This window comes from Terrabacter sp. Soil810 (assembly GCF_001429645.1).
GTDB lineage: Bacteria > Actinomycetota > Actinomycetes > Actinomycetales > Dermatophilaceae > Terrabacter.
The window spans coordinates 192,439-215,762 of the sequence record NZ_LMSW01000016.1 but is presented as its reverse complement, the minus strand read 5'-3'; the positions used below and the strand labels follow the sequence as shown (position 1 = coordinate 215,762).

Annotated in this window: 21 protein-coding genes; 14 read left to right on the top strand and 7 right to left on the bottom strand. The window is 72.5% G+C overall.

Annotated elements, in window-relative coordinates; translation table 11 throughout:
• Nucleotides 1–85 precede the first annotated feature (85 nt).
• A complete protein-coding gene (locus ASG96_RS21775; protein WP_057589384.1) occupies nt 86–922 on the bottom strand; it encodes a DUF3626 domain-containing protein in 837 nt (278 codons plus the stop codon).
• A gap of 93 nt (nt 923–1,015) precedes the next feature.
• Between ASG96_RS21775 and ASG96_RS21770 the strand changes: the two genes are divergently transcribed.
• The 3 genes from ASG96_RS21770 (at nt 1,016) to ASG96_RS21760 (ending at nt 4,408) form a co-directional block, all read left to right on the top strand.
• Nucleotides 1,016–1,756 carry a dienelactone hydrolase family protein gene (locus tag ASG96_RS21770; protein WP_057589383.1) on the top strand — a complete coding sequence of 247 codons (741 nt, stop codon included), beginning with the start codon at nt 1,016–1,018 and terminating at the stop codon, nt 1,754–1,756.
• Between the two features lie 88 nt (nt 1,757–1,844).
• On the top strand, nt 1,845–3,560 hold the full coding sequence (locus ASG96_RS21765; protein ID WP_057589382.1) for an alkaline phosphatase D family protein: 1,716 nt from the start codon (nt 1,845–1,847) through the stop codon (nt 3,558–3,560).
• Nucleotides 3,561–3,571: 11 nt separating this feature from the next.
• Nucleotides 3,572–4,408, top strand: coding sequence for a hypothetical protein (locus tag ASG96_RS21760; protein WP_057589381.1), 837 nt, complete (start codon nt 3,572–3,574; stop codon nt 4,406–4,408).
• Here ASG96_RS21760 and ASG96_RS23910 read toward each other — a convergent pair.
• The 4 genes from ASG96_RS23910 to ASG96_RS21745 form a co-directional block, all read right to left on the bottom strand.
• On the bottom strand, nt 4,405–5,226 hold the full coding sequence (locus tag ASG96_RS23910; protein WP_200962742.1) for a hypothetical protein: 822 nt from the start codon (nt 5,224–5,226) through the stop codon (nt 4,405–4,407). The genes ASG96_RS21760 and ASG96_RS23910 overlap by 4 nt on opposite strands.
• Nucleotides 5,202–5,498, bottom strand: coding sequence for an MFS transporter (locus ASG96_RS23905; protein WP_200962741.1), 297 nt, complete (start codon nt 5,496–5,498; stop codon nt 5,202–5,204). Before ASG96_RS23905 ends, ASG96_RS23910 begins: the two co-directional genes overlap by 25 nt.
• Before the next feature lie 208 nt (nt 5,499–5,706).
• The gene (locus tag ASG96_RS21750) at nt 5,707–6,183 is read right to left on the bottom strand and encodes a MarR family winged helix-turn-helix transcriptional regulator (RefSeq protein WP_057589380.1); all 477 of its coding nucleotides are present in this window, start codon (nt 6,181–6,183) and stop codon (nt 5,707–5,709) included.
• Between the two features lie 55 nt (nt 6,184–6,238).
• Nucleotides 6,239–7,507, bottom strand: a complete 1,269-nt coding sequence (locus ASG96_RS21745; protein WP_057589379.1) for a sorbosone dehydrogenase family protein — start codon at nt 7,505–7,507, stop codon at nt 6,239–6,241.
• Nucleotides 7,508–7,733: 226 nt separating this feature from the next.
• Between ASG96_RS21745 and dnaK the strand changes: the two genes are divergently transcribed.
• The 9 genes from dnaK to clpB all read left to right on the top strand — a co-directional run bounded on the left by dnaK (nt 7,734) and on the right by clpB (nt 19,402).
• Nucleotides 7,734–9,665 carry a molecular chaperone DnaK gene (dnaK, locus tag ASG96_RS21740; RefSeq protein ID WP_057589378.1) on the top strand — a complete coding sequence of 644 codons (1,932 nt, stop codon included), beginning with the start codon at nt 7,734–7,736 and terminating at the stop codon, nt 9,663–9,665.
• Nucleotides 9,662–10,339 (top strand): nucleotide exchange factor GrpE, encoded by a 678-nt coding sequence (locus tag ASG96_RS21735; RefSeq protein WP_056751733.1) that lies wholly within the window; start codon nt 9,662–9,664, stop codon nt 10,337–10,339. Before dnaK ends, ASG96_RS21735 begins: the two co-directional genes overlap by 4 nt.
• Before the next feature lie 89 nt (nt 10,340–10,428).
• A complete protein-coding gene (locus ASG96_RS21730) occupies nt 10,429–11,439 on the top strand; it encodes a DnaJ C-terminal domain-containing protein (RefSeq protein ID WP_056751737.1) in 1,011 nt (336 codons plus the stop codon).
• Nucleotides 11,440–11,475: 36 nt separating this feature from the next.
• Nucleotides 11,476–11,928 (top strand): heat shock protein transcriptional repressor HspR, encoded by a 453-nt coding sequence (locus tag ASG96_RS21725; RefSeq protein WP_056751739.1) that lies wholly within the window; start codon nt 11,476–11,478, stop codon nt 11,926–11,928.
• Between the two features lie 115 nt (nt 11,929–12,043).
• The gene (locus ASG96_RS21720) at nt 12,044–15,184 is read left to right on the top strand and encodes an ATP-binding protein (RefSeq protein WP_057589377.1); all 3,141 of its coding nucleotides are present in this window, start codon (nt 12,044–12,046) and stop codon (nt 15,182–15,184) included.
• A gap of 153 nt (nt 15,185–15,337) precedes the next feature.
• A complete protein-coding gene (locus tag ASG96_RS21715) occupies nt 15,338–16,033 on the top strand; it encodes an ANTAR domain-containing protein (RefSeq protein WP_057589376.1) in 696 nt (231 codons plus the stop codon).
• 9 nt (nt 16,034–16,042) lie between these two features.
• Nucleotides 16,043–16,300, top strand: coding sequence for a hypothetical protein (locus ASG96_RS21710; protein WP_056751750.1), 258 nt, complete (start codon nt 16,043–16,045; stop codon nt 16,298–16,300).
• A 9-nt stretch (nt 16,301–16,309) separates the two neighbouring features.
• Nucleotides 16,310–16,741, top strand: a complete 432-nt coding sequence (locus ASG96_RS21705; RefSeq protein ID WP_056754368.1) for a VOC family protein — start codon at nt 16,310–16,312, stop codon at nt 16,739–16,741.
• A 99-nt stretch (nt 16,742–16,840) separates the two neighbouring features.
• On the top strand, nt 16,841–19,402 hold the full coding sequence (gene clpB, locus ASG96_RS21700; RefSeq protein WP_057589375.1) for an ATP-dependent chaperone ClpB: 2,562 nt from the start codon (nt 16,841–16,843) through the stop codon (nt 19,400–19,402).
• A 23-nt stretch (nt 19,403–19,425) separates the two neighbouring features.
• Here the strand turns inward: clpB and ASG96_RS21695 are convergent, their stop codons facing one another.
• On the bottom strand, nt 19,426–20,022 hold the full coding sequence (locus ASG96_RS21695; protein WP_057589374.1) for an HAD family hydrolase: 597 nt from the start codon (nt 20,020–20,022) through the stop codon (nt 19,426–19,428).
• Nucleotides 20,019–20,687: a hypothetical protein gene (locus ASG96_RS21690; protein WP_057589373.1), complete on the bottom strand. Its 669-nt coding sequence runs from the start codon at nt 20,685–20,687 to the stop codon at nt 20,019–20,021. The genes ASG96_RS21695 and ASG96_RS21690 overlap by 4 nt, the downstream gene beginning before the upstream one ends.
• Before the next feature lie 119 nt (nt 20,688–20,806).
• Between ASG96_RS21690 and ASG96_RS21685 the strand changes: the two genes are divergently transcribed.
• Together ASG96_RS21685 and ASG96_RS21680 are read left to right on the top strand one after the other, a co-directional pair.
• On the top strand, nt 20,807–21,517 hold the full coding sequence (locus tag ASG96_RS21685) for an LppX_LprAFG lipoprotein (protein ID WP_056751761.1): 711 nt from the start codon (nt 20,807–20,809) through the stop codon (nt 21,515–21,517).
• 7 nt (nt 21,518–21,524) lie between these two features.
• The gene (locus ASG96_RS21680) at nt 21,525–23,294 is read left to right on the top strand and encodes an MFS transporter (RefSeq protein WP_369813648.1); all 1,770 of its coding nucleotides are present in this window, start codon (nt 21,525–21,527) and stop codon (nt 23,292–23,294) included.
• The last annotated feature ends 30 nt before the right edge of the window (nt 23,295–23,324 follow it).

Here is a 23,324-nt window from a genome sequence, read left to right as displayed (position 1 = left end):
CGGCTCCCCGCTTCTCGTCGACACCCCGACGTCCGTCGGTGACGACGGTGGTGACGACCGTCGTCACCGGCGAGGCGAGCACGCCTCAGGCAGAGGCGGATCCGAACCGCGCGACGTAGTGCCAGACCCGCTTGAGGGCCTGCTCGTCGTACCGACCCGTCCGTGACGCGTCCCCGAGGACCTGCGGCGTGACGACGCCGTCCACGGCGAGTGCCACGCCGAGGGCGACGTGCTCCGGGCCGCGGTAGTCGGGGTGGGCGCGCAGCGTCGCGACGTCGAGGCAGTATCCCGGGTGCCACTCGACGGGCACCCCGAGGCGGTGGGCATCGGCCTCGACGCCGGTGCCGCGGTAGCAGGGGTCGAGCACGAGTGCCTCGACGTCGGTCGACAGGGCGACCACGCCGTGGACGTGCGCCTCGACGTAGTCGTCGAGGAGGTCGTGGTCGGCGGAGTCGGCGAGGGCGCCGAGCGCGAACGCCGTTGCGGTGCCGAAGTGCTCGGGCTCGAAGACGCTGTCGGGGAAGCAGAACGTCGTCCGCTCGAGCGTGTGCGCGGCGAGCCTCACGTGCGCCGACCCGAAGCGCGGCGCCGCGCCGTACGGACGGCGGTGCAGGTCGAGCGCGCCGTACTTCGGCCGCAGGGCCGGCTCGGCCCCGTCGTAGGCACCGCCGAAGATCCTGCTCTCCCAGCGCCACCGGTCACCGCCGGGGTGTGCCGTCAGCCCGCCGTTGCTCGTCCCGGTCTCGAACTGGGAGCGGTAGACGCCGTCGCGGGCCATGACGGCGATAACAGGCTCGCCGCGCACGAGCCGGTCCGGGTGGAAGTTGAGGGTGACGCGCAGCGTCGGGTCGAGCGCCGGCCCGGCCGAGAGCCCGCGGACGTGCGCGAGCGCGCGCCGGACGGCATACGGCTGCGAGGTCACGGGCTCATCCTCACATCCGCGCCTCGCCTCGCGGCGGCGTCCGCGGGGACCCTGACACGCGGCACCCTCCGGGTCACGGGGTAGGAATGGTGCATGGGCACGAAGATCGACCTCCCCGAGCACGACCTCACCGCCTACCGGGCCGACCCCACCGGAGCGCCGCGCGGCGCGGTGGTCGTGATCCAGGAGATCTGGGGCCTGGCCGACCACATCAAGGACGTCGCCGACCGCGTCGCTGCCCAGGGCTACGTCGCCGTCGCTCCCGACCTGCTCGGGCACGTCGGTCTGACTCCCGAGGTGGGCGCCCGGATCTTCGAGCTGATGTCCAGCGCGTCGGAGGAGGACCGGCTCGCCGCGCAGCCGCAGATGCGCGCTGCGACGACCCCCGCCCGGCAGCCGGAGTTCGCCGCGTGGGCGGTGCCGGCACTGCGCGCCGTCGTCGACTCCCTCGTCGCCGAGCCCGGCGTCGACGGCCGGGTGGGCGTCATCGGCTTCTGCTTCGGGGGGACGTACGCGTTCGCCCTCGCGGCCGCCGACCCGCGGCTGCGCGCGGCGGTGCCCTTCTACGGGAGCTTCCCCGAGAGCGCCGACCCCGCCACGATCGGCTGCCCCGTCCTCGCCTTCTACGGTGAGGACGACCACGGCATCACCGACGGGGTGCCCGAGCTCGAGTCGCGCCTGGAGCAGGCGGGCGTCGACTTCACGGCGCGGGTCTACCACGGCGTCGGGCACGCCTTCTTCAACGACACCTCGCCGTCGAAGTACCACGCCGAGGTCGCCGCCGACGCGTGGGAGCGGACGCTGGCCTTCCTCGACGAGCACCTGCCCTCATGACCTCCCCACCCCGCCGGGCGTGGCCTGCCACAGGGTTCTCGCCGGTCTTTCGTCCCACGGGCACACCCGCGTGCGGTAGGCCTGTGGGATGACCGACACCGCCACAGCGCCGGACCCCGGCAACCCGCTCGTGCTCGGCCCCATGCTGCGCTACATCGGCGAGACGGACGCGACCGTCTGGGTCGAGGCCTCCGGCCCCGGAGTTGTCACCGTGCACACCGACGGTCGCGACTGGACCGCTCCGACGTTCATCGTCAAGGGGCATCACTACGCGCTCGTGGTCGTCGACGGCCTCGAGCCGGGCGGGTCATGGGACTACACCGTCAGCATCGACGACACCCCGGTCTGGCCCGAGCCGGACAGCGCCTTCCCGCCACCGCGCATCCGCACCATCGACCGCGGCCGGCCCACCCGCCTGCTCTTCGGCTCGTGCCGTACCACGGTGCCGCACGACCGCGAGGGCCACCGCACCAACGGCGTCGACGCCCTGCGGACCCTCGCGCTCGCCCTGGCGCGGGGCGAGGAGGAGTGGCCCGACCTCGTGGCCTTCCTCGGCGACCAGGTCTACGCCGACGAGACGTCGGAGGCGATGCGCGAGTTCATCGCCGCCCGCCGCGACATCACCGAGCCGCCGGGCGAGGAGATCAAGGACTACGAGGAGTACGCCCACCTCTACCAGCTCGCCTGGGGCGACGCCGCGAACCGGTGGCTGTTGTCGACGGTGCCGAGCTGCATGATCTTCGACGACCACGACATCCGCGACGACTGGAACACGTCCTGGACCTGGCACGAGGAGATCAACCGGACGCCGTGGTGGCACGAGCGCCTGATGGGCGGCCTGTCGTCGTACTGGGTCTACCAGCACATCGGCAACCTCTCGCCGTCGCAGCTCGCCGACGACGAGATCTACGCCAGGGTGCTCGAGGCCGCCGGCGACCGCACCGCAGACCCGACGGCGGGTGAGCTCGACCTGACCGAGGCCGTCTTCGACCTCTCGCGCCGGTCGGACCGCCACCCCGAGGTCTACCGCTGGAGCTTCCGGCGCGACCTCGGCGACGTCCGCCTCGTCGTCGTCGACTCGCGGGCCGCTCGAGTCCTCGAGCCGAAGCACCGCTCGATGCTCGACCCCGACGAGATGCGCTGGCTCGACGAGCAGCTGACAGGCGACGTCGAGCACCTGCTCATCGGCACGTCCCTGCCGTTCATGCTCCCGCCCGGCCTGCACGACCTCGAGGCGATCGACGAGGTGCTCGCCATGGGCACCCACGGACGTGTCATCGCCGACCGGGCCGAGAAGGTCCGGCAGTCCATCGACCTCGAGCACTGGGCCGCCTTCAACGACGGGTTCGTCGAGGTGTTCGACACCGTCATGCAGGTGGCGCGGGGTGAGCGCGGCGCGGCTCCGGCGAGCGTCGTCTTCCTCTCCGGCGACGTCCACAACTCCTACGTCGCCGAGGTCGTCGACGCGAGGACCCGCCACGGCGCGACCTCGCGCATCATCCAGGCCGTCTGCTCGCCGATCCGCAACCCCATGCCGCGGATGGTGCGCGTCATGATGTCCGCCTTCGCCCGCGGGCTCGTGGGTCCCATGCGGTTCGTCGCCGAGCACTCGAAGCGCGTGCCCGACCCTGCCTACCCGTGGGTGGTCACCGACGGGCCGTGGTTCGACAACTGCCTCGCCGAGCTCACGGTCCAGGGCCGGGACCTGTCGATCGTCTGGCGGGGCGGCGAGATCCGCGACGGCGACGACGCCCACCCGGTGCTGACGACCGTGTCCAGCGTGCGCCTCCCGGCAGCAGGCTGACGGGCCAGCACGTGGACGAGGTCGAGCGGCGGATCGCGCTGGCGCGCAAGGCCGTCCGAGCGTATGCCGAGAACCCCAAGGTCGCGGCGGCGCTCATCGGCGGCTCGGTGGCCCGTCGGCTCGCCGACGCGGCGTCCGACATCGAGCTCGACGTCTACTGGTCCTCACCGCCGACGGCGGCGGACCGCGAGGCAGCCATCGAGGGCGCCGGGCTCACCCGGGTCTACGCCGAGGAGGACGAGCACGAGTGGGCCGACGGCCTGCTCGTCGGCGGCGTCAAGACCGACGTCAGCGGCTTCGTGACATCGACCATCGACACCTACCTGGACCGGGCGCTCATGGGCGACACCGAGGCGGAGCTCCAGGTGCGGGTCACGGCCCTGCGCGACGGCATACCGCTGCACGGGCACGACGTCATCGACGCGTGGCGCGCCCGCTGCGACGGCTACCCGGAGGCGCTGGCCGTCGCCCAGGTGCACCAGGCCCTCGACCTGCGACCCCGCGAGCGGCTCGAGATGCTCGCGGACCGGGACGACGTCGTGCTGCTGCACCGCGACCTCCTCGACGGGGTGCAGGGCGTCCTCGACGCCCTCTTCGCCGTCAACCGGGTGTGGATGCCACACCCCTTCCACAAGTGGCTGGACCGTGAGGCGACGCTGCTGGCCCACCGTCCGGAGCGGCTCGTCGAGCGCACCCGGGCCCTGCTCGTCGCGTCCCCGCACGTCGCGGTCGCCGCGCTGGTCGCCCTCGTCGAGGAGACGTACGACCTGGCCCTCGAGCACGTGCCGGACGCCGACGTCGCCCCGCTGCGCGCGGCGTTCGAGCAGCGCCGGGTGGTCGAACCCTAGGTGCGGCGCAGCCGTCCGCCGAGTCCCTGCGGCGCGTCGGGCACCGGTGGTGTGGCGGGGTCCGGCCCGAGGGCGGGTGCGGCTTCGGGGCATCGGCGGCGGAGGGAGCGGTCTATGGCCGACATCGCGAGGAGCAGGACCGAGACGACCGTGAGCACCACGGCGAGGGCGTGCAGTCCTGCGGTGTCGGCACGCTCGGGGAACGCGGCGGCGTTGGCGGCGGCGGCGACCATGGCGCCGAGGTACATGGAGGTGCGCAGCAGCCCGGCCGACGAGCCGAGGCGGTCGGGGTGGGCCTGTCGGTAGAGGGCGTTCTGGTTCGCCAGGCCGATGAGTCCCTGCGGCACCCCGACCACGCCGACGACGGCGACGACGAGCCAGAGCGGTGAGTCGTCGTGGAGCAGGGGCAGCCCGAGGCAGGCGAGCACCTGCAGCGCGCCGCCGACGACGAGCTTGCCGCGCACCTGCTCACGACGACCGAAGACCGTCGTCACCGCGATGGCCACGACGAACATCGGCAGCAGCGCGAGCCCCGCGCCCGTGGCGGTGAGGCCCCGGCCCTGCTCGAGCCACTGGGTGAAGCCGTAGAGGAAGGCGTAGCTCACCGTGGAGGCGAGCAGCTGCCGGACGTACGTCGCGACCAGGGGAGCGTTGCCGGCCAGGAGGCGGACGTCGATGAACGGGTCGTCGGCGCGCCGCTCGCGCAGCACCAGGCCCGTGACGGCGACGGCGACGACGAGCAGGAGCGGCCAGCGCGCCGCCGCCGGCTGCATGAGGAAGAGCAGCAGTGCGGTCAGGGTCGCGGCGAAGAGCGCCATGCCGGTGACGTCGAGCCCCCGTGGGCGCCCGTGTCGTCGTCGCGGTGCAGCTGCTCCTCGCGGGGCAGGCGCAGCGACCCGAGAACGAGGCAGGCGAGCGCGAGCGGCACGTTGACGGTGAAGATCGTGCGCCAGCCGCCGAGCCCGATGAGCAGGCCGCCGACGGTCGGGCCGATGACGGCCACCGTCTGGTTCGCCGCGGAGAGGGCGGCGAGCACGCCCGCGGGCGAGTCGGTGCCGGTGCGCACCGACTCGCTGCGGATGAGCACCATCGAGGCGGGAGCCAGATCGTCGAGGATGGCGGAGCACCGAGGGCCAGGCCGATCGGGACGAGCGCGACGGCGAGCATCGAGGAGTTGACGGGGTTCAGCACCGACCCGAGCACCATCGGCGCGACGAGGCGCCGGTCGAAGCGTCCGGCCGGCGGGGTGCGTGCACGGTCCGTGGCCTCGGCGGCCGCGCCGGCCTCGGCAGCGCGGGTCATCGGCGCGCGAGCCGGTCGAGCAGGACCATGGCGTCGATGACGGTGCGGCGCTCGGCCTCGGTGAAGTGGTCGGTGAGGGCCCTCGAGAGCCACTCCTCGCGGGCGGCGCGGCTGACGTCGATGCGGCTGCGCCCGGCGGTCGTGAGGGACACCAGCTGGCGGCGGCCGTCGGTGGGGTCGGGGCGGCGTTCGACGAGGCCGCGCTCCTCGAGGACCGCGAGGGTCGCCGCCATCGACTGCGGCCGCACCTGCTCGCCGGCCGCCAGGGCGCTGGCGGTCGCGTCGCCGTCGCCGAGTAGCCGGCTCAGCACGGCGGTCTGGGAGGGGGTGAGACCGTCGAGCTCGGCGACGTCGCGCAGCCGGCGACGCAGTCGGCTGAAGGTCACCCGGATGTCGTGGGCGGCGCGGCCCGCGGTCGGCGCGATGGCGTGCGAGCCGTCGGTCGCGACTCGGGTGGTGCTCCTTGATGCCATGACTCGACCGTAGAACTCGACAGGTGAAACTGTCCAGTCACACCTGTCGAGTTGGTCACGTGACGCGGACGAGCAGGATGCGGTCGTCGCCGGCTCCGGGGCTCTGGCGACCGTCGCGGTTGCTCGTCGTCACGAGCAGCGTGTCCGGCCCGACCGTGAGGACGCCGCGCAGCCGGCCGTAGCGTCCGACGAGGAAGTCCCGGGGAGCCGCCGCGGTCCCCGTGCCGTCGAGGGGGATCCGCCACAGCCGCTGCCCGCGCAGGGCAGCCATCCACACCGAGCCCTGGGCGATCGCGATGCCGCTCGGGGAGTCCTCGGGTGGGCCCCACTGGGCGACGGGGCCGGTGACCCCGGCCCTGCTCGTGCGCCCCTCCGTCTGCGGCCAGCCGTAGTTGCGACCCGGCCGGATGAGGTTGAGCTCGTCCTCGCTGTGGTCGCCGAACTCGGAGGCCCAGAGCCGACCCGCGGCATCCCACGCGATGCCCTGCACGTTGCGGTGCCCGTAGGACCAGACGAGCGTCCCGAAGGGGTTGCCGGGAGCCGGGCGCCCGGCCGTCGTCATCCGCAGGATCTTGCCGCCCAGCGAGCCCTTGTCCTGGGCCACCGCCGGTTGCTGCGCCTCGCCGGTCGTCGCATAGAGGTAGCCGTCCGGGCCGAACGCGAGACGTCCGCCGTTGTGGTGCACGTTGTGGGGGATGCCCGTGACGAGCACCCGCGGCGTGCCGAGCTGGCGACCGGCCGGTGCCGTCGGGTCCCAGGGGATGGCGGCGATCCGGTTGTCGCCCGCGGTCGAGTAGTACGCGTACACGAGGCGGTCGTGCGCGAAGGTGGGCGAGACGGCGATGCCGAGCAGGCCCGCCTCGCCCTGCTGGGCGACGTTCGAGACGACGCCGGGCACGGTGCCCACACGGGTGAGGTGAGAGGCGGCGACGTCGAGCCGGTAGATGCGGAAGCTGTCGCGGGCCGAGACGAGGACGGTCCCGTCCGGTAACCGGGCCAGGCCCCATGGCACGTCGATCCCGGTGGCGAGCGTGCGCACGACGGTCGCGCTGCCCGTCGCCCGGCCGGCCCTCGACGTGGGTGCGGGGCTCGTCGGGGTGGCCGGGCCGCTGGACGTCGTCGTCGAGGACGGCGTCGGAGTCGTCGGTGAGGGTGCGCTGCTCGTCGTCGGGCTGGACGGGGGCGCGGAGGTCGTCACCGCTCTCGTGGTGGCGGCGGTGGTCCCGGTCGGCGCCGGCGGGCCCGACGAGCAGGCTGTCGTCGAAAGCCCCACCAGGCCGAGGACGGTGGCCGCGGCGAGCGCGGTGCGGGTCGTGTGCGGCATGAGGCACCTCCCGCCACCGACGCTAGCGACGGACCCTGTGGCGTGCACCGGGCGCCCTGCCCCGGCGGGAACAATCCCAGCGACCCCAGAGTTGAGTGGGGTGAGCGCAAGATTTGCGAGTGCGGTTTTGACAATCACGTCGGAGCCGGAGCAGATTGAGCGAGGACCTGTTTCACCAGACCACCAGCAACACCCGGTCTCCACCTAGATCATCAAGGAGTCACCCATGGCACGTGCCGTCGGAATCGACCTCGGTACCACCAACTCGGCCGTCTCCGTCCTCGAGGGCGGCGAGCCGAGCATCATCTCAAACGCCGAGGGCGGTCGCACGACCCCATCCGTCGTCGCGTTCTCCAAGAACGGCGAGGTGCTCGTCGGCGAGGTCGCCAAGCGCCAGGCCGTCACCAACGTCGACCGGACGATCCGCTCGGTCAAGCGCCACATGGGCACCGACTGGAAGTCGCCCGAGATCGACGGCAAGACGTACACCGCCCAGGAGATCAGCGCGCGCATCCTCCAGAAGCTGAAGCGCGACGCCGAGTCCTACCTCGGTGAGACCGTCACCGACGCCGTCATCACCGTCCCCGCCTACTTCGACGACGCCGAGCGCCAGGCCACCAAGGAAGCCGGTGAGATCGCGGGCCTCAACGTCCTGCGCATCGTCAACGAGCCCACCGCTGCCGCCCTCGCCTACGGCCTCGACAAGGGCAAGGAGGACGAGCTCATCCTCGTCTTCGACCTCGGTGGCGGCACGTTCGACGTGTCCCTCCTGGAGGTCGGCAAGGACGCCGAGGACGGCTTCGCCACGATCCAGGTGCGCGCGACCAACGGTGACAACCACCTCGGTGGCGACGACTGGGACGACGTCGTCGTCCAGCACCTCATCACCCAGGTGAAGAACAAGACCGGCCAGGACCTGTCCAAGGACAAGATCGCGATGCAGCGCCTTCGCGACGAGGCCGAGCGCGCCAAGAAGGAGCTCTCCACCGCGACGAGCACCAACATCTCGGCGCAGTACATCTCGATGACGCCCGAGGGCCCGATCCACCTCGACGAGAACCTCACCCGCGCGCAGTTCGAGCAGATGACGAAGTCGCTCCTCGACCGCACCAAGGCGCCGTTCCACAAGGTCATCGAGGACGCCGGCATCAAGGTCGCCGACATCGACCACGTCGTGCTCGTCGGCGGCTCCACCCGCATGCCGGCCGTCAGCAGCCTCGTCAAGGAGATGACCGGCGGCAAGGACCCCAACAAGGGGGTCAACCCCGACGAGGTCGTCGCCATGGGCGCGAGCCTGCAGGCCGGCGTCCTCAAGGGTGAGCGCAAGGACGTCCTGCTCATCGACGTCACGCCGCTCTCGCTCGGCATCGAGACCAAGGGTGGCCTGTTCACCAAGCTCATCGAGCGCAACACCGCGATCCCGACCAAGCGCTCCGAGATCTTCAGCACCGCCGACGACAACCAGCCGTCGGTCCTCATCCAGGTCTTCCAGGGTGAGCGCGACATCGCGCAGCACAACAAGTCGCTCGGCACCTTCGAGCTGACCGGCATCGCGCCGGCCCCGCGTGGTGTGCCGAAGATCGAGGTCACCTTCGACATCGACGCCAACGGCATCGTCAACGTCTCCGCCAAGGACCAGGGCACCGGCAAGGAGCAGAAGATGACGATCACCGGTGGCTCGGCCCTGTCGAAGGAAGAGATCGACAAGATGGTCAAGGACGCCGAGGCGCACGCCGACGAGGACCGCAAGCGTCGCGACGAGGCCGAGGCCCGCAACCAGGCCGAGCAGCTCGTCTTCTCGACCGAGTCCTTCCTCAAGGAGTCGGGCGACAAGGTCCCGGCCGACGTCAAGACCCCGGTCGAGGAGTCGCTCGCCGACCTCAAGGCCGCCATCGCCGAGGGCTCAGAGGCCGGCGCCGACGAGATCAAGGCCAAGGTCGAGGACCTCAACACGAAGTCCCAGGCCATGGGCCAGGCCGTGTACGCCTCCGAGCAGGCCTCCGCGAACGCCGCCGCGGGTGCCGCCGGGCAGGACGGATCGCCCTCCGGCGACGGCGCGTCCGGCACGTCCGGCACGTCCGGTGCCTCCGACGCGTCCGACGACGACGTCGTCGACGCCGAGGTCGTCGACGACGACGAGGTCAAGGACGCCAAGTGACCGAGTCCCCGAAGCACGGCACGTCCGGCGAGCAGCCTGACGTGACCGCATCGGGCGCGACGGGTGCCGGCGGCGACGCCGCCGGCACCCCGCCGCGGGGCGGTTCGGCCCACGGCGAGCGCCACCACACGTACTACGAGGGCGGCCCGGGCGCCTCGTCCGAGCCCGGTGGTGAGGACGAGTTCGACCACACCGCAAGCGAGTCCGGCGAGCCCTCGGAGGCCGAGGGCGTCGTCCTCGCCGAGGAGGACACCATGGCCGCAACGCTGCTCGCCGACCTGCAGCGACTGCAGGCCGAGTACGTCAACTACAAGAAGCGCGTCGACCGCGACCGCGAGGTCATCCGCCACACCGCGGTCGGCAGCGTCGTCGAGTCGCTGCTCCCGGTCCTCGACGACATCCACATGGCCCGCCAGGCCGGCGACCTCGCCGACGGTCCGTTCGCGTCCATCGCCGACAAGCTCGAGGCGACCCTCGGCCGCTTCGGCGTCGAGCGCGTCGGTGAGGCCGGCCAGGAGTTCGACCCCAACGTGCACGAGGCCCTCATGCACGTCGAGGCCGAGCTCCCCGAGGGGGCAACGGGCACCACCGTCGTCCAGGTGCTCCAGCCCGGCTACCGCATCGGTGACCGGCTGGTCCGTGCCGCCCGGGTCTCGGTTGCCGACCCCGCCTGAGACGTCCGCCGCCGGGCTGCACACGCAGCCCGGCGGCATACACGATGATGGGAGCAGCGTGAGAGTCACCGTGAACGAGGAGGTGCGCCATGGCTAGTCAGGACTGGTTCGAGAAGGACTTCTACGCGATCCTCGGCGTGCCCCAGGACGCCGACGCCGCGACGATCAAGAAGACCTACCGCAAGGTCGCGCGCACGATGCACCCCGACCACAACGTCGGCGACGCCAAGGCGGAGGAGCGCTTCAAGGAGGTCGGGGAGGCGTATGCCGTCCTGTCCGACCCCGAGAAGCGCCGCGAGTACGACGCGATCCGCGCCATGTCGCACGGCGGCGCCCGCTTCACGGCAGGTGGCGCGGGTGGGCAGGGTGCCGGCTTCGAGGACATCTTCTCCGCCTTCGGCGGAGCGGGGGCTCCCGGCGGCCAGCGCGTGCGCTTCGACACCGGCGGCGCAGGTGGTCAACCCAACCTCGAGGACATCCTCGGTCAGATGTTCGGCGGTGGTGCTCCCGGCGCCGGCTACGGCGGCTACGGCGCGCCGGCCGGGCCTCGCCCCGGTGCCGACGTCCAGGCGAGCACGCGCATCGGCTTCCGCGACGCCGTCGAGGGCTCGACCGTGTCGCTGAGCTCGCCCGACCTCGGCCGCATCAACGCCCGCATCCCCGCCGGGGTGAAGGACGGCCAGCGGATCCGCCTGCGCGGCAAGGGTCGTCAGGGCGACCCGGGAGCTCCGGCCGGCGACCTCATCCTCACCGTGGCCGTCGACAAGCACCCGGTCTACGGGCGCGACGGCGACAACCTCACCCTCGACCTGCCCGTCACGTTCGCGGAGGCGGCGCTCGGTGCGACCGTCGCGGTCCCGACGCTCGACGGCGGCTCGGTCAAGGTCAAGGTGGCCCCGGGCACGCCGAGCGGACGCGTCCTGCGGCTCAAGGGCCGCGGCGTCAAGCGTGGCGACCACACGGGCGACCTGCTCGCCAAGGTCCAGGTCGTCGTGCCGCAGCGGCTCACCGACGAGGCGCGCGAGGCCGTCGAGCGGATGGCCGCCGCTGAGAACGGCCACGACCCGCGGGCCGACCTCTTCCAGCGCGCCCGAGCCTGACCACCACCGACGAGACCCGACGGACGGAGGACGACGATGGCCCGCAAGAGTGCCCGCCCCGGTGGGCACGACGACGACGCGCCGGTCTTCGTCATCTCCGTCGCGGCCGAGCTGGCGGGCATGCACGCCCAGACGCTCCGGCAGTACGACCGGCTCGGTCTCGTGTCGCCGTCGCGCACGCGTGGCGGCGGCCGGCGCTACAGCACGCGCGACGTCGAGCTGCTCCGCGAGGTGCAGCGACTGTCGCACGAGGGTGTCTCACTGGCCGGTATCCAGCGCATCCTCGACCTCGAGAACCACGTGGCGGCGCTCCGGTCGCGGGTCGAGGAGCTCGCCGCCGAGCTGGCGGCGGCCCAGGCCGCCCTGTCTGCCGGGGCCCGGGTCTTCGCGGTCGGTCCGCGCGGAGAGGTGGTCGCGGTCCGACCCGGCCAGCGTCCGCCGCGCGCCCCGTCGTCGCAGGCGCTCGTCGTGTGGCGGCCGGAACGCTAGCGTCCCGGCTCGCGGGACCCCCCGCGTGTGCCACACTGTGCTCGCCTCAAGCAGACGGGGCGCCGTTGTGGAATGCCGCCGGAGGCAGCTTCTTGACCCCAGTCCCGGAGGTCGTGTGACCCCGCACCACCCGGAGGGCGCCCTCTTCGGCGCCCCCATGACGAACCCGCACGGCGTGCCGCCGCGTCAGGGCGAGATGCTCGACCTGTTCCGCCGCACCGACTGGTCCGCGACACCGCTCGGCCCGGTCGAGACGTGGCCGGCCAGCCTGCGCATCCTCGTGGACGTGTGCCTGTCGTCGCGCTTCCCCATGCTCGTGTGCTGGGGTCCCGACCTCGACATGGTCTACAACGACGGCTACCGCACCCTCCTCGGCGAGAGCAAGCACCCCGATGCGTGGGGCCGGCCGGTGCGTGAGGTGTGGCCGGAGGTGTGGGACGTCATCGGACCGATGTTCGAGGGCGTCACCACGGGTGGCCCCGCCACGTGGGTCGAGGACGAGCTGCTCGTCGTCGACCGTGCCGGCTACCTCGAGGAGGCCTACTTCACGTGGTCCTACGGCGCCATCCACGACGAGGCCGGAGCCGTCGTGGGCGTGCTCAACGTCGCGACCGAGACCACCACGAAGGTGCTCGCCGAGCGTCGTGCCGACGTCTCGGCCCGTCTCGTCGCCGCGCTGGCCGACGCCGAGGACTCCGAGGACGTACGCCGTCGCGCCCTCGACGTGCTGGGTGCCGACAGCCACGACCACCTCGCGAGCGACCTCCGCTGGGCTGCACCCGGTGACGCGCTGCCGACGGTCGACGACGAGGGCCGCCCGGTCCGGGTCGTCCCCGTCGTCGAGCCCGGCCTGCTCGAGCCCACGGCACACCTGCTGCTCACCGAGAACCCCCGTCAGCCGTGGGACGCGACGCTCCAGGTCTATGCCGAGCTGTGCGCCTCCCACGTCGCGATGGCCCTGAGCGGTATCCGCCGCCTCCAGGACGAGCGCGACCGCGCCGAGGCCCTGGCCGAGCTCGACGTGGCCAAGTCCGACTTCTTCGCGAACGTCAGCCACGAGCTGCGCACGCCGCTGACCCTCATCGCCGGCCCGGTGCAGGACGCCCTCGCCGCCGACGGCCTGGACCCCGAGCAGCGCCAGCGCTTCGAGCTGATCCGCCGCAACACCGACCGCCTCGCGGGCCTCGTCGACCGCATCCTCGACCTCACCCGGGTCGAGGCCGGGGCGGTCGAGCCGCACTGGGTCCCGGCCGACGTCGAGGAGCTGACGACCGGCATCGCCGCGAACTTCCGCCCGGCCATCGAGCGCACGGGACTCGCGTTCGAGGTGGTCTGCGACGACCTCGACCACGAGGCCTACGTCGACGTCGACATGTTCGAGCGCATCGTGCTCAACCTGCTCTCGAACGCCCTGAAGTTCACCGCGCGCGGCCGGATCTCGCTCCACTTGGGCGGCGACGAGCACGGGTACGCCGTGTCGGTCACCGACACGGGCATCGGCATCGCCGAGAAGGACCTCGACCTCGTCTTCGACCGGTTCCGGCAGCTCGACCGCGGTGACGACCGGCGGTCGCGCGAGGGCGCCGGCATCGGCCTGTCGCTCGTGCGCCAGCTCGTCGACCTGCTCGGGGGCCGGGTCGCCGTGCAGTCGCGGCAGGGCCAGGGCAGCACCTTCACCGTGTCGTTCCCGTGGGGCCGGGCGGCCGAGCGTGCCGCGTCGCGCCCGTCGATCACGCCGCGCTCGGCCGAGTCCTTCATCCACGAGGCGAGCAGCTGGGTCGTGCGCGACGAGGTCGCGGCGGAGGTGCAGCCCGCCACCGACGGTGCGACGTACCTCCCCGGCCCGGCGTCACCGACCTCGAGGGGCGGCGACGTGCGACCGACGCTCCTCGTCGTCGAGGACAACCACGACATGCGCGACTACATCGCGCGCCACTGCGTCGTCGACTTCGACGTCGTGTCGGTGCGCGACGGGGTCGAGGCCCTCGACCACCTCCGCACCCGGCGCCCGTCGATCGTCCTCGCCGACGTCATGATGCCGCGGATGGACGGCCTCACGCTCGTGCGCGAGATCCGCGCCGACCCGGGTCTGCGGGACCTGCCGGTCGTCCTGCTCTCCGCGCGTGCGGGCGTCGAGGCCAGCACGACCGGGCTGCTCGAGGGCGCCGACGACTACGTCGTCAAGCCCTTCCAGCCGCAGGAGCTCCGCGCGCGCCTCGCCGCCAACCTCGTGCGCGCTCGGTCGCGCTCGCGCGACGCCGCCTGGCTGCGGGCCATCCTCGGCGCCATCCAGGAACCGTTCGTCGTCGTCGACGGCGAGGGTCTCGTCATCCAGGTCAACGACGTGTTCACGCGGACGTTCGGCTGGTCCCTCGCGGACGGCCCGATCGTGCCGCCCTACCCGTGGTGGGTCCCCGAGTCGGAGTCGTCCGACGAGCGTCGCCAGCACCAGCGACGGATGGAGCTGCTCCAGTCCGGACGACCTGTCGAGGACGACCGCTACCGCATCCTGCGCCGTGGTGGCGGCGAGGCGTGGGTTCACGTCCGGTCGGCGAGCGTGCCCGGCACGGCCGAGCACGACGGCTTCGTCATCGTCGTCGTCCGCGACGAGACGCGCGAGCGCGAGTCCCGGATGCGGCGCGAGCTCGCGGCCCGGATTGCTGTCGACCTCGCCGTCGCCGAGGAGCTCGACCAGGTCCTCGCCACGGCCGTCACCGGCTTCACCGTGCTCTTCGACGGTGCGGTGACGCTGCGCGTCTCGCCGACGAAGGGGGAGCCGGTCGTGCTGTCCCCGCGCGGACGTGTGGCGGTCGGCGACCTCGACCCGGGCGTACGCCAGGGGCTCGAGTCCTCGCCGCACCGGCACGACGTGCTCGTCGGCGACAAGCGAGAGGGCCTGCTGCTCCTCCCGACGGTGCACGAGTCCGACTGTCGCGCCTGGGTCCAGTTCGACGAGCCTCGGCTCGTCTCGAGCGACGAGCTCATCGTCGGCGACCTGCTCGCGCAGTCGCTCGGCCAGGCCGTCGACCGCGTGGTCGCGCAGCGGGCCCGCGCGCAGAAGGAGCACCAGCTCGAGCAGGCCATCGAGAGCCACCGGCTCATCGGCCACGCCGTCGGTGTCCTCATCGAGCGCCACCGGATCACGGCGACGCAGAGCTTCGAGATGCTGAGGCAGGCCTCGCTCAACCGCAACATCAAGCTGCGCGAGCTCGCGGCCCGGGTCGTCGAGAGCGGGCAGGACCCCGACCAGGCCTGACCGCCTCTGTCGCGTGCGTGCGGCCTTGTGCCGCGCGGGAATTGGCCGTGCCTCAATTTGGTCGTGTCGTGTTTTGTCCGGCGGCGTGGCGGGATGCAACACTGTGCTGCCTCCAAGTTCGCGGGCCTTCCCACGCATACCCTGGAGGCCCCGTTGAGCGTCCTGCGTCCGGCGATCACAGCGAACGACGACGACCGTCCGCTCGACACGGCAGTGCGCATCACCTCGGCGGCCCGCCAGCTGGTGCGCTCGGAGGACCTCGAGGAGGCTCTCGCGGTGGCCGCCTCCGCGATCGGCGAGGCACTCGCCGGCGAAGCCGTCCTCCGGGTCACGGCGACCCAGCACGACCTCCTCGCCAGCGCCTCCGGCGTCGTCCCGCCCTCGGCGCTGTCGCCGGCGGTCCGGGAGGTCCTCTCCGGGCCCCTCGAGACCGGCGGGACGACGGCAGACCCCCGCGCCGGCGACGGCGCCCGCGGCATCCTCCTGGAGTCGTCCGGCATCCACGCCACGTGTCGGGCCTGGGCCGGGGTGGGTCGCAGCCCCGGTCCGGGCACGGCCCAGCGGACCGTGGCCGAGCTGCTCCTGCACTCGCTGGCACAGGCGGTGGACCGGATCGTCACGGTCGACCGCTTCCGCCAGAACGAGGCCAACCTCGAGCGGGCCGTCGAGAGCCACCGGCTCGTCGGCCAGGCGATGGGCATCCTCATCGAGCGCCACCGGATCGTGTCGGAGGAGGCCTTCCACGTGCTCCGGCGCGCGTCCCAGGACCACAACGTCAAGCTGCGCGAGGTCGCCCAGCGCGTCATCGAGACCGGCGCGGAGCCCGACGACGTCGTGGGACGGCCCTAGTCTGGGACCGTGAGCCCGACGGACGACGCGCCGCACCTCATCGTGCTTCCGGAGCGCGAGGCTGCCGAGGCGCTCGCCGACGAGCTCGAGGCCGAGGGGCTCCCCGACGTCCGGGTGGTGCGGGAGGCGCTCGCGGGCGAGGACGACTCCGAGGACCACGAGTGGGCCGTCTACGTGCGCACCCCCTCCGACCCGGCGTATGCCGTCCGCTTCCAGGCGCTCGCCGCGGCCCACGACGGCTGGTACGACCCCGACCCGCACGACTGAGGAGTGATGATGGCGCGCGCTTTCCAGGTGACGATCGACAGCGGCGACCCCCGTGCGCTCGGGGGCTTCTGGGCCGAGGTGCTCGGCTACGTCGAGGACGCCCCGCCGCCGGGCTTCGCGACGTGGCCCGAGGCGCTCACCGCCTGGGGGCTGCCGCCCGAGCGGCACAACGACGCGTACGCCGTCGTCGACCCCGACGGCGCCGGGCCACGGGTCTTCCTGCAGAAGGTGCCCGAGGGCAAGACGGCCAAGAACCGGCTGCACCTCGACGTCCGTGTCAGCGGCGTTCCCGGTCCGGCCGAGGGCAAGGGCGAGCTGCTGCAGGCCGAGTCCGACCGTCTGGTCGCGCTCGGGGCCACCGTCGTCCGCGAGACGGTCACCGAGATGGACCACTACATCGTCATGCAGGACCCGGAGGGCAACGAGTTCTGCCTGACCTGAGGGCCCGGTCACCTTCTGGTTCCGCAGGAAGTTGAGTGGAATAGACTCAACTCCGCGCCAGTTGATCCCAGTGAACCGATCCCCGCACCAGGAGTACGCATGGACCTACAGCTGACCAACAAGGCTCAGGAGGCCTTCGCCCAGGCCGCGACCACCGCGACGGGCAAGCACCACCCGAACATCGAGCCGGCACACCTGCTGCTCGCGTTGGCAGCCCAGAGCGGCACGACCACCCCGGCCCTGCTCACCGCCGGGGGGTCCAGCGTCGCCGCCGCGACCGCCACCGCCGAGCGCGCCATGGCCTCGATGCCGCAGGTCACCGGCGGCACCCAGCAGCCGCAGCTCTCGCCCACGGCCGCCCGCGCCATCTCGCAGGCGCAGCAGTACATGACGGCGATGGGCGACTCGTACGTCTCGACCGACCACCTGCTCCTCGCCCTCGCGCGCACGGGTCAGCTCGGCCTCGACGCCGACGCCGTCGAGGCCGCGATCCCCGAGCTGCGCGGTGGGCGCCCCGTCACCTCCGACAACCCCGAGGGCACCTTCGAGGCGCTGTCGAAGTACGGCACCGACCTCACCGCCCGCGCGCGCGAGGGCAAGCTCGACCCCGTCATCGGGCGTGACGCCGAGATCCGTCGCGTCGTGCAGGTGCTCTCCCGGCGCACGAAGAACAACCCCGTGCTCATCGGCGAGCCCGGCGTCGGCAAGACTGCCGTCGTCGAGGGCCTGGCCCAGCGCATCGTCGAGGGCGACGTGCCCGAGAGCCTGCGCGACAAGACCCTCTACTCCCTCGACCTCGGCTCGATGATCGCCGGAGCGAAGTACCGCGGCGAGTTCGAGGAGCGGCTCAAGGCCGTCCTCGAGGAGATCAAGGGCAGCGACGGCCAGATCGTCACCTTCATCGACGAGATCCACACCGTCGTCGGCGCAGGCGCCGGCGGCGAGGGTGCCATGGACGCCGGCAACATGCTCAAGCCCATGCTCGCCCGCGGCGAGCTGCGCCTCGTCGGCGCGACGACGCTCGACGAGTACCGCAAGCACATCGAGAAGGACGCCGCGCTCGAGCGTCGCTTCCAGCAGGTCTTCGTCGGCGAGCCGTCGGTCGAGGACACCATCGCCATCCTGCGCGGGCTCAAGGAGCGCTACGAGGGGCACCACAAGGTGACGATCGCCGACTCGGCCCTCGTCGCCGCGGCCAGCCTGTCCGACCGCTACATCAGCGGCCGCCAGCTGCCCGACAAGGCCATCGACCTCATCGACGAGGCGGCCTCGCGACTGCGCATGGAGATCGACTCGAGCCCCGTCGAGATCGACGAGCTGCGCCGCGCCGTCGACCGGCTCAAGATGGAGGAGTTCGCCCTCGAGCAGGAGAGCGACGCGGCGAGCAAGGACCGGCTCGAGCGCCTGCGCAAGGACCTCGCCGACCGCTCCGAGGAGCTCGCGGCGCTCAACGCCCGGTGGGAGGCCGAGAAGTCGGGCCTCAACGCCGTCGGTGACCTCAAGGCCCGGATCGAAGACCTGCGCACGCAGGCCGACCGGCTCCAGCGCGAGGGCGACCTCGGCGCTGCCTCCAAGATCCTCTACGGCGACATCCCGACGCTCGAGAAGGAGCTCGCGACCGCCCAGGAGCGCGAGGCCGCGGCCGCGCCCGGCGACGACGAGCCCATGGTCAAGGAGGAGGTCGGCGCCGACGACATCGCCGACGTCATCTCCGCCTGGACCGGCATCCCCGCAGGCCGGCTCATGGAGGGCGAGTCCGAGAAGCTGCTGCACATGGAGCAGCACATCGGCGCCCGCCTCGTGGGCCAGGCCGACGCGGTGCGTGCGGTGTCCGACGCGGTGCGCCGCACGCGCGCCGGGGTCTCGGACCCCGACCGGCCCACCGGCAGCTTCCTCTTCCTCGGCCCGACCGGTGTCGGCAAGACCGAGCTCGCCAAGAGCCTCGCCGACTTCCTCTTCGACGACGAGCGGGCCATGGTCCGCATCGACATGTCGGAGTACTCCGAGCGGCACTCCGTGGCGCGCCTCATCGGGGCGCCCCCGGGCTACGTCGGCTACGAGGAGGGCGGCCAGCTCACCGAGGCCGTCCGTCGCCGGCCCTACTCCGTGATCCTGCTCGACGAGGTCGAGAAGGCCCACCCCGAGACGTTCGACATCCTGCTCCAGGTGCTCGACGACGGCCGACTGACCGACGGCCAGGGCCGCACCGTCGACTTCCGCAACGTCATCCTCGTGCTCACGTCCAACCTCGGGTCGCAGTACCTCACCGACCCGACGCTGAGCCCCGAGGCGCGGCACGAGTCGGTCATGGGTGTCGTGCGCTCGGCGTTCAAGCCCGAGTTCCTCAACCGCCTCGACGAGGTCGTCGTCTTCGACGCCCTGAGCCGCGACGACCTCGCCCACATCGTCGACCTGCAGGTGCGGGCCTTCGCCGAGCGGCTCTCCGACCGGCGCATCACCCTCGAGGTCACCGACGGGGCTCGCCAGTGGCTCGCCGCGCGCGGCTACGACCCGGCCTACGGCGCCCGCCCGTTGCGCCGTCTCGTGCAGCGCGAGATCGGCGACCGGCTCGCCCGCGGCCTGCTCTCGGGCGAGGTCCGCGACGGGTCGACGGTCGCGGTGGGCGTCGACCCCGACGGGGAGACGCTCGTCCTGTCCTGACCGTCCGGGTGCTGCCACACGGCTCAGCGAGTAAAGAGCTCCGCGTCCCAGCCGAACTCGCGGGCGGCCGTGACGTTGTCGTCACGGTCGTCGGTGAACCAGACGTCGTGACGGGCCACCGCGCGCCCGAGGTCAGCCTCGATCGCGCCGTGCGCGGCGGCATACGCCAGCGGGTCCGGCTTGGCGACGCCGAAGTCGGCGCTGTTGAGCAGGCCGTCGAAGAGCCGGGTGATCCCGAGCAGCTCCATCTCCTGCGGCACGTAGTCGGTGCCGTTGGTGAAGACGTAGGTGCGGTGGCCGCCCGAGCGCAGGACCTCGAGGCGCTCGACGGTCTCGTCGATCACCGTGCCGCGGTGCTCGCGCCAGGCCGCCATGTGCTCGCGCACCCGCGCCGGCTCGGGGACGACCTCCTCGAGCGCGGCGCAGACGGCGGCATACCAGTCGTCGAAGCTGCGCCGGCCGGTGATGGTCGGCAGGAGCAGCTCGCTGCGGAACGCCGTCGCCGCGACGTGCCCCGCGGGCAGCCCGAGGGCTGCCTCGATCGCGGGGTTCGCGTCACCCGGGGCGAAGTCCCGGACGACGCCGTCGAGGTCGAAGACGTATGCCGTGTGGTCCCTCACACCGTCGAGTCGCGCTGCTCGCGCTCGTCGGCGGTGGACTCGTCGGCGGTGGACTCGCCGGGCGTGGCGTCGGTCTGGTCGAGCGCGTCGCTGCGGTCGGCACGGCGGCCGGTCCGCGTCTCGGCGGGTCGCTCGACACTGCCGGCGGAACGCGGCTCGTCGGTCCACGACGCGGTGCCCTCGTTGACGTTGCCCTCGGCGCGGCCGGTCACGACGTCGGCCACCGACGGACTCTCGCGCTCGCGCCACTCGGCCTCGCGGCGCGACAGCTCCGCCTCGCGGGTGTCGAGGCCCTCGTGGCGGGCCGACAGCTCGCTCTCGCGGCGGCGCAGGTCCTCGTCACGCAGGCCGGCCTCCTGGATGCGGCGCTCGTGGTCGAGGCGCGCGGCCTCGGCGCTCTCCTCGACCTCGGTGAGCCGGGTCGTCTCCTTGTCCTGGCGACGCAGGCGGGCACGACGACGGGCCGCGGCCGAGACCAAGGCCCAGCCGAGCGCGAAGAGCAGCACCGCGACGGCGCCGTAGACGACGAGCTCGAGCGGCGTCGCGTTGCGGGTGAAGCCGAAAGCCGCGACGGCAACCGTCCCGGACGCGGCATGGGTCGCCAGGTAGGCGACGACGCCGGCTCCGACGCCGACCAGCAGCAGGATGACTCCGAGCAGGGCCATGGGTTCGTGCTCCTTCATCTGGTGGCGGGTTGTCCCGCCGTGATCGTCCCCGACCCTAGCCATACCCACATTCCCGTGGCGGACCGAAGCCGTCGCCCTCCTCAGTTAGCCTGACCCCCATGCGCATCACCGGAAAGCTCGCCGCTGCTGCCCTCTCGGCGCTGTGCGTCGTCGGGGTGGCCTCCTGCTCGAGCGACCCGGAGGCGACGACGCCGAGCGCCTCGCAGCTCTCGCCGGCGCAGCAGCTCGCGGCCGCCAAGGCCAAGGTCGACGCCGCAGCGTCCGTGCACCTGAAGCTCGCGAGCAGCAACGTCCCGGAGGGCTCGAGCGGTGTCGTGTCGGCCGACGGCTGGGGCAAGCACCCGCCGGCGTTCAAGGGCACCTTCAAGGTGGCGCTCAACGGTGTGCAAGCCGATGCCGAGATCACCTCGCTCGACGGTGAGGTCTACGCCAAGCTCCCGCTCATCCCGGGCACCAACAAGATCGACCCCAAGACCTTCGGCCTGCCCGACCCGGCCGTGCTCTTCTCACCCGACAAGGGTCTGACGACGCTCCTCACCGCGACGACGTCCCCGGTCGCCGGCGAGAAGGTGCGACAGGGCTCCGAGGTGCTCTCGACGATCACGGGCACCGTGCCGGGCAAGGCCGTCACCGACCTCTTCCTCATCGGCGACAGCAACGGCACCTACCAGGTGACCTACGGCCTCACCGACTCCGGGGAGCTGCGCCAGGTCGTCATCACGGGGCCGTTCTTCGGCGCCGGCACGACGTCGACCTACACCCTGACGCTCGACCAGTACGGCCAGCCCGTCACGATCACCAAGCCCTGACGCGCCGGTGACGTCACCCGCCTCGCCCACGACCGCGCCGCAGCCGGGGCCGGCCGACGGCAGGCACCGCCTCGCGCTGCTCTCGGCGGCGTCGGCTGCGGTCGCCCTGGCCGCCGCCGACACGTACGTCGTCGTTCTCGCGCTCACCGACATGATGGCCGGGGTCGGCATCGGCATCGACGCCCTCCAGCGGGCGACGCCGATCATCTCCGGCTTCCTCCTCGGCTACATCGCGGTGCTTCCCCTCATCGGCCGCCTGTCCGACCTGCTCGACCGCCGGCGCATCCTGCTCGGCTGCCTCCTCGTCTTCGTCGTCGGCTCGGCCGTCACGGCGCTCGCCGTCGAGATGCCGGTGCTCGTCACCGGTCGGGTGCTCCAGGGCATCGGCGGTGGCGGACTCGTCCCGGCGACCCTCGCCCTCGTCGCCGACCTCTGGCCACCGCATCGCCGGGGCACCCCGCTCGGGGTCGTCGGCGCCGTGCAGGAGCTCGGCTCGGTGCTCGGCCCGGTCCTCGGTGCGATCGTCCTCGCGTGGTCGGGATGGCGGGCGATCTTCTGGCTCAACGTCGCTGCCGCCCTCGTGCTGTATGCCGTCATCCACCTCCTCGGTGTCCGCTCGGGGACGTCGGCCCCGAGTGCGGTCCCCGACCCGGCGCGTCCACGGCGCCGAAGGGTCCTGTCGGTGCTCGCCGGAGTGCTCCTGGTGCTCGGCCTCGGCGTCACCGGCCTCGCGCTCGCGGCCCCCGAGTCGCTCGTCACCGACGTCGCGCTCGGGGAGCCCTTCGTCCCCTTCGCCGGCACGTCGCGGGTGCTGACGCCGATCGGGGTCGTGGGTCTCGGCCTGCTCGTCGTCGTCGCGGTGCTCACCGCGCCCCGCTGGGGGCCCGTGCTCCGACGGGCCGACCTCGTCGGTGCCCTGCTCGTCGCCGTCGCACTCGGCAGCCTCGTGCTGACCTTCGCCTCGTCCGACCCGGAGAAGGAGGTCGTCGGTCCGCTCGGCTACAGCCTGCTGCCGGTCGGCGCCCTCGCCCTCGTGGCGCTCGCGTGGTGGCACCGGCACGCCGCCGACCCGCTCATCCCACGTGGGGTCGTCGGGGCGCGCGGCCTGCGCTCCCTCGTCGTCAGCCTCCTCGTCGGCGCGGCGCTCGTCGCGGTCGTCGTCGACGTGCCCCTCCTGGCCCGCCTCACCGACACCTACGACGAGACCGGCGCCGCGCTCGTCCTCGTCCGGTTCCTCCTCGCCGTGCCCGTGGGGGCCCTGCTCGGTGGGTGGTCGCTGCGCCGCCTCGGAGACGGTGCGGTCGCCGGGACGGGCCTGCTCCTCGGCGGGGTCGGCCTCGTCGTCATGTCCCGCTGGACCCTCGACTCGGTGAGCGACACCGTGCCGGCCACCGCCGTCCTGGTCGTCGTCGGCCTCGGCATGGGCCTCGCGCTGGCGCCGGTCAACAATGCGGCGCTCGCCGACTCACCGGCCGACGCCCACGGTGTCGCGAGCTCCCTCGTCGTCGTGGCCCGGATGGTCGGCATGGTCGTCGGGCTCGCGCTGCTCACCTCGATCGGCCTGAGCCGCTACTTCGACGCGGTGCGTCGGCTGCCCGACCAGCTCGACACCGACGCCCTCATCGGGGCCGGCGTCGTCCAGGTCCAGACGGTCTTCCTCGGTGGCGCGATCGCCGCCCTGCTCGGGGCCGCGGTCGCCTTCACCCTCGGTGTGCGCGGCCGCGCCGGCGCGAGCGAGCCGGCGGACGCCGACGCCCCCCGCTTCGTCGCCCTCTGAGACATCCGGCAGACCCGGCAGACCCGGCCG

Excerpts from the sequence above, each read along its gene's own strand:
- ASG96_RS21690 (WP_057589373.1), bottom strand. The coding sequence starts at position 20,687 with ATGGCCCTGCTCGGAGTCATCCTGCTGCTGGTCGGCGTCGGAGCCGGC.
- ASG96_RS21685 (WP_056751761.1), top strand. The coding sequence starts at position 20,807 with ATGCGCATCACCGGAAAGCTCGCCGCTGCTGCCCTCTCGGCGCTGTGC.
- clpB (WP_057589375.1), top strand. The coding sequence starts at position 16,841 with ATGGACCTACAGCTGACCAACAAGGCTCAGGAGGCCTTCGCCCAGGCC.
- ASG96_RS23905 (WP_200962741.1), bottom strand. The coding sequence starts at position 5,498 with ATGGTGCTCATCCGCAGCGAGTCGGTGCGCACCGGCACCGACTCGCCC.
- ASG96_RS21750 (WP_057589380.1), bottom strand. The coding sequence starts at position 6,183 with ATGGCATCAAGGAGCACCACCCGAGTCGCGACCGACGGCTCGCACGCC.
- ASG96_RS21770 (WP_057589383.1), top strand. The coding sequence starts at position 1,016 with ATGGGCACGAAGATCGACCTCCCCGAGCACGACCTCACCGCCTACCGG.
- ASG96_RS21730 (WP_056751737.1), top strand. The coding sequence starts at position 10,429 with ATGGCTAGTCAGGACTGGTTCGAGAAGGACTTCTACGCGATCCTCGGC.
- ASG96_RS23910 (WP_200962742.1), bottom strand. The coding sequence starts at position 5,226 with ATGGCGCTCTTCGCCGCGACCCTGACCGCACTGCTGCTCTTCCTCATG.
- ASG96_RS21745 (WP_057589379.1), bottom strand. The coding sequence starts at position 7,507 with ATGCCGCACACGACCCGCACCGCGCTCGCCGCGGCCACCGTCCTCGGC.
- ASG96_RS21725 (WP_056751739.1), top strand. The coding sequence starts at position 11,476 with ATGGCCCGCAAGAGTGCCCGCCCCGGTGGGCACGACGACGACGCGCCG.
- ASG96_RS21765 (WP_057589382.1), top strand. The coding sequence starts at position 1,845 with ATGACCGACACCGCCACAGCGCCGGACCCCGGCAACCCGCTCGTGCTC.
- dnaK (WP_057589378.1), top strand. The coding sequence starts at position 7,734 with ATGGCACGTGCCGTCGGAATCGACCTCGGTACCACCAACTCGGCCGTC.
- ASG96_RS21705 (WP_056754368.1), top strand. The coding sequence starts at position 16,310 with ATGGCGCGCGCTTTCCAGGTGACGATCGACAGCGGCGACCCCCGTGCG.